Annotated in this window: 7 protein-coding genes and 2 tRNA genes; 5 read left to right on the top strand and 4 right to left on the bottom strand. The window is 29.9% G+C overall.

Translation table 11 applies throughout. The annotated features are described in order from the left end of the window. Positions 1–20: 20 nt before the first annotated feature. The 3 genes from C3L23_RS07790 (at position 21) to C3L23_RS07780 (ending at position 2,033) form a co-directional block, all read left to right on the top strand. A tRNA-Met gene (locus tag C3L23_RS07790) sits at positions 21–97 on the top strand. Between the two features lie 149 nt (positions 98–246). After that, positions 247–543 carry a hypothetical protein gene (locus C3L23_RS07785; protein ID WP_127681497.1) on the top strand — a complete coding sequence of 99 codons (297 nt, stop codon included), beginning with the start codon at positions 247–249 and terminating at the stop codon, positions 541–543. A gap of 14 nt (positions 544–557) precedes the next feature. After that, entirely contained in the window at positions 558–2,033 is a 1,476-nt protein-coding gene (locus C3L23_RS07780) for a DNA polymerase III subunit gamma/tau (RefSeq protein ID WP_127681495.1), read from the top strand. Here C3L23_RS07780 and C3L23_RS07775 read toward each other — a convergent pair. Then, positions 2,019–2,666 carry a MarC family protein gene (locus tag C3L23_RS07775; RefSeq protein WP_127681493.1) on the bottom strand — a complete coding sequence of 216 codons (648 nt, stop codon included), beginning with the start codon at positions 2,664–2,666 and terminating at the stop codon, positions 2,019–2,021. The two genes, C3L23_RS07780 and C3L23_RS07775, sit on opposite strands and share 15 nt — an antisense overlap. Before the next feature lie 306 nt (positions 2,667–2,972). On the opposite strand from C3L23_RS07775, the gene C3L23_RS07770 reads away from it, so the two are divergent. Both C3L23_RS07770 and C3L23_RS07765 read left to right on the top strand, forming a co-directional pair. Then, positions 2,973–3,206, top strand: coding sequence for a hypothetical protein (locus tag C3L23_RS07770; RefSeq protein ID WP_168175729.1), 234 nt, complete (start codon positions 2,973–2,975; stop codon positions 3,204–3,206). A 163-nt stretch (positions 3,207–3,369) separates the two neighbouring features. Continuing rightward, a complete protein-coding gene (locus tag C3L23_RS07765; RefSeq protein WP_168175728.1) occupies positions 3,370–8,367 on the top strand; it encodes a RecQ family ATP-dependent DNA helicase in 4,998 nt (1,665 codons plus the stop codon). Positions 8,368–8,481: 114 nt separating this feature from the next. Here C3L23_RS07765 and C3L23_RS07760 read toward each other — a convergent pair. The 3 genes from C3L23_RS07760 to C3L23_RS07750 form a co-directional block, all read right to left on the bottom strand. Then, positions 8,482–8,571 (bottom strand) — tRNA-Ser (locus C3L23_RS07760). Between the two features lie 24 nt (positions 8,572–8,595). Then, entirely contained in the window at positions 8,596–11,529 is a 2,934-nt protein-coding gene (locus C3L23_RS07755; protein WP_127681487.1) for a DEAD/DEAH box helicase, read from the bottom strand. Further along, on the bottom strand, positions 11,510–12,694 hold the full coding sequence (locus C3L23_RS07750) for a folylpolyglutamate synthase/dihydrofolate synthase family protein (protein ID WP_127681485.1): 1,185 nt from the start codon (positions 12,692–12,694) through the stop codon (positions 11,510–11,512). The genes C3L23_RS07755 and C3L23_RS07750 overlap by 20 nt, the downstream gene beginning before the upstream one ends. Positions 12,695–12,711: the final 17 nt, after the last annotated feature.

Here is a 12,711-nt window from a genome sequence, read left to right as displayed (position 1 = left end):
AATTTCACTCCACATAACTTGGTGGGGTAGCTCAGCTGGCTAGAGCGCCGGTCTCATAAGCCGGAGGTCGGGAGTTCAAGTCTCCCCCTCACTACCATTTAATTCTTCAAATATAAGTGTCTGTCACTGTTTATATCTAGACATATAAGAAATATTTATCCAATATTAAATTTTAATTGACATTACAATTATATCGGGTTATAATTATTAAAGGCTTTTAAGTTAAAAAAAGGAATGTTTTAAAATATGATTTGGTGCAATAAAGATAAGTACAATTTTATCAGTAAACTTTTGAAAACTAATGCAAATAAAGAAGTACAGTATCTAAAAAATCTTCTTGAAAGAGAAGAAGTCAGCGACGAAGTAAGAAATTTGGTAAATAAATTTTTTGCGATAAATAATAATTTTGATCTTCAGGAATTTGTAAACAATCAGACATTTTTTGATTTTGACTTTACTGACGAAATGCTCACAAACGATTTTATCGAAAATAAAGACAGTGTTGCGTATGCAATAGTCGAAGCTATCTTATCTAGAAAATAATAAAGGAACAGTTGTTGGTTTTAGCATTAAAATACAGACCTAAACGTTTTGAAGAAATTATCGGTCAGGATGCAATCGTCAAAACGATAGTAAATTCTCTTGACAATAACAGACTCGCACACGCTTATCTGTTTTCGGGACTCAGAGGAGCGGGTAAAACGACTACGGCAAGAATACTTGCAAAAGCTCTTCAATGTGACAGAGGGCCTACTTCGGATCCTTGTGAAGAGTGCGAAAACTGCGTTATGGCTAATGAAAACAGACATATTGACATTATCGAAATGGATGCGGCCAGCAATCGTAAAATAGAGGATATAAGAGAACTTATCGAACATACCAAATATAAACCTAGCGTAGGTAAATATAAGATATTTATAATTGACGAGGTTCATATGCTGACAAACGAAGCGTTTAACGCTTTGCTTAAAACGCTTGAAGAGCCTCCTGAATACGTTAAGTTCATAATGGCTACAACGGATCCTTTGAAACTTCCCGCAACTATACTAAGCCGTGTTCAGCATTTCAGGTTTAATAAAATAAAAGATTCTATAATACATAATTATCTTATAAAAATTTTAGTAAAAGAAAATGTAGAATTTGATGAAGACGCATTAAGGCTTATAATCAAAGCCGCAAAAGGTTCTGTAAGGGATTCGCTGACGCTGCTTGATCAGGCTATAGCATTTTCAAAAGGAAGAATTGATTTAGACAGCGTTGTGGATATGCTGGGTGTCGTTAATCCTGAAACAATTACGGAACTGTTCGAAAATATTAAAAACGCTGATAAAAAAAGAGTGAAGGAAATTATAAGCGAAATAAAAGATTACGATATAGAATCAATAATAGATGAAATTATCATATACTTAAAAGACGCTCTTTTCGAAGGCGGTCTGCCTCTAATTACGGTTCAGAGATTTTTTAATATCGTAGCCGATACTAAAGAACTGATTAAATATAACACAGATAACGAATTTGTGCTTTCGATAATGTTTTTTAGAATGATTGAAGCAATGAAGCCTCATAAAATAGATGATTTGATTAAAAGTTTTGAACGCAAAATCGATCTTAAAAATTACGAGCCTAAAAAAGAAGAAGTTTTTGATTCTCCGGAAGATCTGTTTAAAAAACTTATAACAAAAATAAAAGAAAAAGATATAGACCTCGGAGTATGTTTTGAAACAAGCGTTAAATTTATCTCTTTTGAAAACAAAGTTTTAAAATGGGAAAGCTGCCCGGACAGTGAATGTAAAGAAATGTTTAAAAGATTTTTTTCACCGGTTATAAGGCCTCTGATTAATGAAATATTCGGTATAGGCACAAAAATAGAACCTCTCAGATGTGAAAAAAAAAATGAATTAACACAAATTGAAACAAAAAGAAAAAAACCTGCAGAATCAATACTTACAGACAATTCGGAAAAAGTTATAAATAAAGTAAGGGAAATATTCGGAAGCGATGTAAAAATAGAAAAAATTTTACATAAAGCTTAAAATTCCTTTTAACCCGTTTATAAAGAAAATTATAGAAATAAACATAATAAACAGACCCGTAAGCAAAGATATTATTTTAATACCGTGAAGACCTAGAAATTTAATAATTTTTTCGGCATATTTTAACGTCAGATACATTACAAGCATTGACAGCACCAGTGAGATAAAAAGTTCTTCTTTAGAAATCGTGTTTTTTGCCCTGTCTCCAAGTACAAGCAGCACGGTAAACACTCCAGGTCCTAATATAACTGGTACAGCCATTGGTATTATTGCAATTTCTTCTTTTTCTTTTGCGAATTTTTTTTCTTTTTTATTAAGTACCATATTGCTTGCTCTTTTTCCGTTTATCATAATCCATCCCACAAAAAAAAGCAGTATCCCACCTATTATTTTGACAACGTTTATATAAAGGGTTTCATTGCCGGGCAGTATGTCGGAATGAATATGAGTAAATAAGAAAGAAGAAACAAAAAGTATTATAAAAGATAAAACAAATACAGTTAGCGAAGAAATAAAAGCTATTTTTGTATCATTATCATATGGATTTCTTATAGACAGTAGAACAATAGCCGCTTCTAAAGGATTAAATACCGTAATTAATATCAGCGTATCGATAAATATTTTTGAAATCATTATATTCCTTCAGGTAAATAATTCATTCTTTTTATTTTAACATTATTATTTTTAATTTCAATATATATAGAAAAAATGAGTAAGAAAATTTAATTGCTATATAATATGAATCGAAGAAAAATAATGGATCTGAAAGTGTTGAAGAAAAAATATACAATAAACCTCAAAAAATATTAAAAAATAAATTATATTTTTTCAAAAATTAATTTAATATAAAGGAAAGTTGATTTAAAATAAGTTGCTTTTTAAATTTCGATATAATTCTTTAACTGTCTTTTGGGGGATAAAATGCAAGAGATTATAAAAATGTTTGAAATAATAAAAAATACTGTTGAAATAGAAAGTGAGAAATTAATTAAGTCTCAAATCAAAAAACTAAAAAAATTTGAATTGGGCGAAAAAATTTCTTCATTTGTAGATAGACTGCAAAATTATAATTACAGAATAATTATTGTAATTAAACAATACTTTCAAAATATTTATTATTTAAAAACAATAAAACCTGACATAAAAATTTTTTTATTACAAAAAAACACTTGATGTATATGGTTTAAAAAAGAGTTTAGATAAAGTTATTCCTTTTTTAGAACATACTTCTACTGTTTTTTATGAGCAAGTAGGTTGGCAATTAGAAGAATTGGAAAATTATTTAGGTGTTTCATATTAATCTTTAAATTTTTTAGGGGAAAATAAATTGAAATTATTGGATATTGGAGAGGCCGATTATAAACAAATAACAAACTTAATCAAAAACAATTACTTTGTTTATAAAAAAGACTGGAAATTTATAGATTACGATGATATGGATAATTACAACCTGCCCTCTCAAAAATACTGGCTTGAAGAAGACATAAATAATATCAAAAACACTTCAAAAAGACATCTTGTTATTAAATGCAAAAATTTTGAAAATTTTGGAATAAGTGAAAAAGAATTAATTCAGTATATTAAAATAGCAATGGATTTTAAATTGATTTTTATAGATATTGACACAATAAACGATGAAAAAATAGTGGCAACTCAACCAGGCGGTAATTTATTTACAATAAACGGATTTCAGGAATTTATTTTAAATAATGAAAGTATTAATTTTATATGCGGACATAATATTATAAATTATGATGTCCCTGTTTTGTTGAGTTATTCTTTTTATTATAAAAAAGTAAATTTTACAAAAAATTTTCAGAACGCATTAAGGAAGAAAAATTTCATTGACACATTGTATTTATCAATTTTGTTTAGTAAAAAATCGTCTCTTTCGCTGGATAAGGAATATAAACGCGAAGAAAAACAAAACAACCCTTTAAAAGACGCAAAAGAATCACTTCAATTGTTTGTAGAATTATGCGAAACCTTTAAAACATTACCCAAAGAATTGAAGCACACTCTTTTTTATTTTCTCAAAGATAATGAATATTATAAAGGATTTTTCAAGTATACCGGATTGGATTTGGTAAAAATTGATGAAAAAGTGGTTTTTGAGATAATCAATAATTATTTTGAAAATATAGACAAAGAGTATATATTAAGAAATTCATTTGAAATTGCAATTATTTTAATGTCAAAATACCTAAAAAAGCCTGTGCCGCCTTTTGCATACAAAAATATTGAAAATTTATATAAAGTTGAAAAAAAATTGGTATTAAAAAAAATAAAATCTTTAAAAAACTATGTCCAGAATCTACTTGAGTGTAATGAATTTGAATTTAGAAAATTCAAACCTCTTGAAAAAAACATTTTTGAAAACAGGGAAATTTCCCAGGAAGATATTATAAACACGGCATTAAACAATAAAAATATTCTCGCAATTTTACCCACAGGAGGAGGAAAAAGCCTTTGTTATCAGATACCGGCTATATTTGAAGCCGAAAATTTTCAAAGACTTACACTTGTCATCTCTCCACTACGGTCATTAATGAGAGACCAGATAGAAGGATTTAATAAAAAATACAATACATCCGTAAAAGCCGGAGCATTAAGCGGATTTTTATCTCCAAGTGAAAGAAAAAAGCTTATCGAGGATGTGGAAAATGGTATTGTGAATTTGTTGTATATTGCGCCCGAATCCTTGCGTTTTAAGACAATAAGAGGTATTTTAAAAAAAAGAGATTTATCAAGGGTTGTAATAGACGAAGCACATTGTATATCAATGTGGGGACACGATTTCAGACCTGATTACAGATATATAGCCGATTTTTTAAAAGAAATATATAATGAAGAAATACCACCTATTTCATTATTTAGTGCAACCGCTTCAAAGGAAGTTATTAAAGATATTAAAGATTATTTTTATGATAAATTAAATATCAGATTTGAAGAATTTATAGCCGATAACAAAAGAAATAATTTAATTTATAAAGTTATAAAAATCAATGCTGAAAATAAAAAAGATATTTTTGAGGAAAAATATAAAGAACTTTTAAAGTTGGTGAAACCTAAACAAATTATTTATATTCCAAACAGTATTAAGGATTGCGATGAAGTAGCACAAAGATTAAATATTGAAAGCGGTTTAAGAGTTGAGAGTTTCCATTCAAAAAAAGAAAACAGAGAAGAAATTTTGCAAAATTTTCTTGACAATCATATAGATATTATAGTTTCAACCACGGCTTTTGGTATGGGAGTTGATAAGCCTGATATTGAAAGTGTAATTCATTTTACCCCGTCACAAAACATAGAAGATTATATGCAGGAATCCGGAAGAGCCGGAAGGGATAAAAAACTTGTACCTCAAGCCGAATGTATCAGTTTGTATTATGAGGGAGACTTCGACAAATATTTGCATAGATTAAAAAGCTCAATTATTACAAGAGAAGAAATTCAAGCTGTTTATCAGGCTATAAAAGACTATAAAAAAGACAAAATATACATAACTCCCGTAGAACTTGCCTTAAAATCAAAATTAAATATAGATATAGATTCCGAAGAATATAAACAAAGACTTAACGACATTATTACAGAACTGACAGAAGAAGGTTTAATTGAAAGAGAAAGCAACAACTACAATATTTATGCAACAGCGATAGAAATAACCGATATTGTAAAGGTAAGAAAATTACTGGATGTTGGTAGCAAAGAAATCAATCTTGCTTTTGAAATTTATAACCTAATAAAGAAAAAATCAAGAAAAACGCTTGACATAGCCGAAGCCGCATTTTTATTAGGCAGAAACGAAAAAGAAATTATTGAAGCCGTAAAAGAGTTAAAAGATAAAGAGATAATAAGTGAAGAAGTGGATATCCATTTTAAAATTAACAAACCGGTTCAGTGGCTCTATTTTGCTTTGGAGAGATTTTTAATAGAAAATATAACAAACGGTGAAGAAATTTTAAAACTGCGCGAAATTGCTGAAAATTTTAAACAAAGCGAAGACAAAAGATTTCAAAAATACAATAAACAAAACAATAAGAAAATCATAGAAATATTAGAGAGAATTTTAAACAACTGGAAAGAATATACCGAAATTAAAAGACTTGATAAGAAACTTAGTTTATGGAAATTAAAAACACAAAATATTGATAAATTTAAAGAAAAAATCAATAACAGACTTAATTATTCGTATAGAATTTACAAAAAAATATTAGAAAACAAAACAACCGTCAAATTTTCTGACATAAAAAAAGAATTTCCGAATTTGAAAGAAAAAGAAATTAATGATTATCTTGTTTTTTTGCATTATGCAAAAGCTATAACACTAATAGACGGTGTTTTTATTTATTATCCTCAATATATTTTAAAAGTAAAAAAACACATAAACCAATACACAAATGAAATGTATGAAAAAAGAAAAAAACCGTATTATGAAAACAAAAGAAAAAAAATACATATCATGAACGAATTTTTAATAAGACAGACAAATTCAAACACTTCCGAATTTCTAAAAAATTATTTTTTAATGCCTATAGATGATTTTATTAAAAAACACATTAAATTTGTAAAACAATATATTGGATATTTCATTACCAAAACAAAGCATAAACAGATTTTTGAAAGTTTAACCGATGAACAAAAAGAAATTGTAAACAGCAAAAAAAGGCAAATGCTTGTATTGGCAGGTCCTGGAAGCGGAAAGACAAAAACGCTTGTAAATAAAATTGCTAATCTTATTTTAAATAACGAAAAAGTAAATCCGGAACTGTTTTTAATGCTGACTTATACCAGAACCGCAATGATTGAGTTTAAAGACAGGCTATATGATTTGATAGGAAATGATGTATATAAACTGGATATTCATACGTTTCATTCTTATTTATATTATATTCTCGGAGAAAACAGTAAAAATATAAGTACTCAAAAAGACAATAATTATATATTTGATAAATTTTTGTGCTTGGAACCTGAGATAAAAAAAGAAATAATTCCTGTAAAATCGGTGTTGTATTTAGACGAATACCAGGATATTACCCCTAAAACGTTTGAAATTGTTAAAGAGATAATTAAATATTCGGGAATAAGAGAAATAGTTGCTGTTGGTGACGACGACCAGATGATAATGGATTTTACAGGTTCATCAGTTAAGTTTTTTGATGATTTTTGGGAGCTTTTGGATACAAAAGAAAAGGTGAGTTTCAGTTTAAGTAAAAATTTCAGAAGTACAGAGAATATAGTCGAATATTCCAATGAATTTATAAAAAAGATAAAATCCAGAAAAAAAAGAACGGATATAGTGCCTGTAAAAAAAGAAAAAGGAATTATAGAGATAATCAAATTTTTTTCACCAAATCTCTATGAACCGGTAGTTGCAAAAATAATGGACATAGGAATTGAACGGGAAATTGCAATATTAACACACAGCAACGACACTGCCTTGACACTAAAGTCTCTTTTAAACAAATACAACATTAAATCTAAACTTATACTTGATAAACAAAAATTCAAGTGGAGCGATTTGTTTGAAATTAAGGAATTTGACAATGCAATAATAGAAAATCTTCAAGAAGAGAAAATACTTACAGAAGAAATATTAAACAAAGCATTAGCGAGAATTTCACACCTTTCCTTTTCAAGAAATTTCCATTATGTTTATGAACTGATTTCATATGTAAAAAATAAAGAAAGTTTTACTTATGAGGCTTGGAAAGCTCTTATTGATGATTTGGACGATGAATTTTTTAAATCCTCTACTTCAAGAATCACAATCAGCACCATCCATAAAGCAAAAGGCAAAGAGTTTGAAAATGTAATAATTATGGATGAAAACAACAAATATAATGAAAATTTAGATGAAAATTTAATAAGAAAATATTACGTGGCAGTAACAAGGGCAAAAAAAAGTTTGTTTATTTATACAAATCATAATTATTTTTATAATAAATTTATTGAAAATAATAAACATATATATAAAACTGACAATAATTCCTATTTGAAACCTGAAGAAATAATTTTAGAATTAGGTTTAGGTGATATACATTTGGGGGAATCATTTGATTGTCAAGAAGAATTAAAAAAAGTTTATTTGTCCAATTCCCCTTTGTTTTTGAAAGGAAATAAAATTTTTTCGCACAATTTTATCACACAATTATCAGAATCTAAACCAGATAAAGGAATAAATAAAATAAAAATAAAATTAAATCAAGGATATAAAATAAAAAATATAAATCTGGTTAATTTAGTATATTATTTTACAGAAAATTATAATACTCATGAAAAAAAAGAGATTCTTCAAGGGGTTTTCAATATTATTTTGATTAAAGTAGATTAGAATATAAGTCATTTAAAATTGTCAGTTAAATTATCAGTAAAAATCCGCTAAAAACAACTGACACTTACCTTGTTTATTTTTTAAAAATACTGAATTTACGTAAGTTTGAAGTAATGGCGGAGAGAGAGGGATTCGAACCCTCGGTGGGCGTTAACCCACACACGCGTTCCAGGCGTGCGCCTTAAACCACTCGGCCATCTCTCCAAAAAAAGGGGGGATAAAATTATATCAAATATCTTTAAGTTTCGTAATAATAGTTTCTAAAATTATATCGTCGTCTTTTGCAGGCGCTTTTATAAATTCTTTTTTGTCGTCAGAATAGATAATAGTTATGTTTTCACCGTAATTGGATATAGATTTTATTCCTTTGTCCTGAGCCAGCACTTTGACTTTCATTTTTTCAATAAAATTGCGTGTCGGCTTGTCCAGTTTTGAAAACCTGTCTATCATTTCTTTTTCGAGTTCGTATATTTCTTTAATTGTTTTTGCATTTGAAAAACGTTTGTATAAATCAAGTCTTAATCTGTCTTCTTTAACTACTTCGTCTGATATGTATGCGTTAATGTTAAGTTTTACTTCTGTTTCGTTTTCCTGAATTTTATTGCCGCTTAGCTCTTTTAAAGTGTCTTCAAGCATTTTTACATACATGGAATAACCTACGCCTTTTATCTGTCCTGACTGCTGTGCACCCAATATGTTGCCGCCGCCTCTGATTTCCAGATCTCTCATGGCAAGCACCTGTCCGCTTCCGAGGAATGAATTTTCTTCAAGCGCCAAAAGCCTTTTTTTTGCGTCTTCACTTAATTCGTCTTTATTTTTAACTAAAAAGTATGCATAACCTTCGTGTTTTCCTCTTCCCACTCTGCCTCTTATCTGATGAAGATCAGCTATTCCGAATTTGTCGGCGTTTTCCACTATTACGGTGTTTACATTAGGTATATGTATTCCGCTTTCGACTATGGTGGTTGTAAGCGCCAGGTCGTATTTGCCCGCTATAAAATCCACAAGGCCTTTTTCGATTTGTGAAGGAGTGAGTTTGGCATGTAAAACAAGTATTCTAAGATCCGGAAGAATATTTTGAAGCTCTTTTTTCTTTTGTTCTATGTAAGCTATGTTGTTGTAAATATAAAATATCTGTCCTCCGCGCCTTAGTTCTCTTAAAATAACTTCTTTAATGAGATTTTCATTCCATTCTTTTACAAATGTTTTTGTAGATTTTTTCCCTTTTGGAGCCGTTTCCAGGGTGGAAATAGATTTAACCTGAGAAAGCGCCATGTTCAGGGTTCTCGGTATCGGAGTGGCAGACATGTAAAGTGTATGAACGTCTTTTGCCAGTTCTTTTAATTTTTCTTTCTGTTTTACGCCGAATTTATGTTCTTCGTCTATTATAACCAGACCTAAATTTTTATATTTAAGATTTAAACCCGCATGAGTTGAGATTAAAATTTTTATTTCTCCGTTTTTTACGCCTTCGGTTATTTCTTTTTTTTCTTTAGAAGATGTAAACCTGTCCAGTTTGGCTATTTTTATGTCGGGATAATCTTTAAATCTTTCTTTAAAACTTTCGAAATGCTGGTTGACCAAAATTGTAGTAGGTGCTATAACGGCCACCTGATAGCCGGATTTTGCCACTACAAAACTTGCAACCATCGCCACTTCCGTTTTTCCGAATCCGACGTCTCCGCTTAACAGTCTGTCCATTACTTTTGTTTTAAAATCTTCTAAAATAGCGTTTATTGTCTCTTTTTGGTCCGGTGTATGAATAAAAGGCGCTTTATCGATAAATTCTTTTACGCCTTCAAAATTTAAAGGAGCCGGTTTTATAAGTTCCCTTTGTGCCTGGAGTTTGATAATATCGGCAGCCATTGCGAAAATTTTTTCTTTAATTTTTTCTCTTTTTTTAGCGAATGTGCCTTTTCCGAGTTTATCGAGAGCCGGAATTACACCTCCGGGGGCAATATATTTTTCTATTAAATTTAGATTTTCTACAGGTAAAAGCAGTTTGTCGTCGTTTGCGTATAATATTTCCGCATATTCGCTTACTTTTCCTAATATTTCAACTTTTTTCAGTCCGTTAAATTTTCCGATGCCGTGTGATTCATGAACAACGAAATCACCTTTTTTCAGTTCGTCAAGAACCAGGGAGGTTTTTTTTCTTTTTTCAAATTCAGGCGGATTTAATGAAATTACTGTTTTTTCGGGGCATGAAATATTTACGTGAGCGGAACTTTTTATCCATTTGACCAAAGGGGCTTTCAGTTTTATGTCTTCATAAATATCAGCTTCTTTTAATAACACTTCGTTTTTAGCCAGTATTTCTATTTTTTGGTTTTTGTGTAATGAGAGATATTCTTTAATGTTTTTTACAGTAATATCTTTACATTTCCCGTTAGGGATTAAAGGAGCTTTTTCAATATATGTATTAAATTCTTTATGAAACTCTTTATATTCCTGAATTTCCTGGCTTATATCGTAAAGTATCGAAAAACCGTCAAGAAAATCCCTTTGCAGGTACCAAAAGCCTAATGAATAAAAATCCTTGTAAAATGCGGAAAATTCGCTTTTGTTGATTTTATCCAGTATTTCATTGTATTCATTTTTGTCCAGTGCCGCTATGGCCGGTATTATTTTGAAACTTTCAATTTCTTCAATGCTTTTCTGGTCCGTTTCTTCGAAAATTCTTATACTCTCTATTTCAGTATCAAAAAGGGAAACCCTTACGGGTTTATCCAGGTTTATCGGCCATATGTCAAATATGTCTCCCCTGAAGCTTACTTCTCCTTTTTCACTTACTATATCCACATGTTCGTATCCCCAAAGAACCAGTTTTTCTTTCAGTTCATTTAGATTAATGTCGTCACCGAATTCCAAGACAATGTCTTTATAATATTTTTTTACCGGCAGCTTTTTTAATACGGTGGTATATGGCGAAATAAAATATGAGTTTTCATTATAAAATTTATATAAAGCGTTGTTAAGCTCAAAAATTTCCGTTCTGAAACTTCTTAAATCATCTCCTAAAACCGCTCTGAAATCCGGAAAGACAACGTAGGGGATATTTAAATATTTATAAACTTCTCCACCAAGCAGAGCCTCTTTTTGAGAAGAGGTTACTATATCCGTCTTTTGATTTAGAAGATGTTCATATATTTTTGCCTGCAAAGTTTCTCCTTAAAAATTCTTCAACTACACTGAAACTGCCGAAAACCAGCATAGGTTTTTTTATTTCTTTGAACTCTTTTATTTCAATGCCGAGGTTTTGTGCTGTTTTTCTGATGTTTTCAGGTTTTTCAATTCTTTCGTTTTCAACATCGATGAGGTAAAGTTTGTTGATTTTCGGTTTTAATATTTTAAGTATTTCTTCATAATCTTTATCACTGTAAGTATTATAAACGAGATTGACTTTCGTTTGAAGTGTTTTAACTATCTCTCTGGCCGCTAACGGATTGTGTCCTACGTCTATCCAAAGGCTTTTTTCGATTTCCTGCATTCTTCCGGGAAGTGTCAGGTCTTTGATGTCGTCAATACTGAAATGAATATTTTCTTTTTTTAAAAAGCTCATGGCCAGCAGATAATTCTCAAACAGAAAAGGCGCGAATTTAAACTCTTTTTTTAAATCTTTTATTTCATTTTTTTTAAAAAACTCCAAGTAATCATATATTTTAGAATTTGGTTTGATTTTTTTTGCAAAATCAGTAATTCTCCATTCTTCATTCTCAATTCTCAATTTATTATGTATCTGTTTTCCGATAATTGCTTCTTTTTCGATTGAGTTTAATTTTGTTGTGGCAATTTCTTCAATTGTGTTTCCCAAAAAACTCTGGTGATCGTAATCTATCGTAGTTACCAGTGAAATTTTTTTGTTAAATACATTTGTCGCGTCAAATTCTCCTCCTAATCCTGCTTCCATTATTACAAAATCAAGTCCTTCAAAAGCAAGCGCCGCAAGCAGGGTGGTGTATTCAAAATAACTCAGGGAGTTTATAATATGTTTCGGCAGCAGTGTCTGGAGACGCTGATGAATTTCTTCAAGTTTTTCATTTCTGATATTTTCACCGTTAATCCATATTCTTTCGTTAAATTCTAAAATATGAGGTGATGTATAATGTCCAACGCTATAGCCTCTTTTTAGAAGAGTATGGGCTAAAAATCTGCCTGTGCTGCCTTTGCCGTTCGTGCCTATTATATGTATAACGGGAGGTATGTTTATGCTGTTTTTTATCAGTTTGTATGTTTTTGGCATTCTTTCAAGATCGATTTTTTTGTAAAAAAGAGGCTTTAGGTTTAAAAATTCAAAAATATCATATTTTTCATTCTCAATTCTCAATTTTCAATTCTCCATTG

Origin of the sequence: Nautilia sp. PV-1 (assembly GCF_004006315.1) — a bacterium.
Taxonomy (GTDB): domain Bacteria; phylum Campylobacterota; class Campylobacteria; order Campylobacterales; family Nautiliaceae; genus Nautilia; species Nautilia profundicola_A.
Note: the sequence above shows the minus strand (reverse complement) of the source record. Positions and strands in the feature narration are given on the sequence as shown.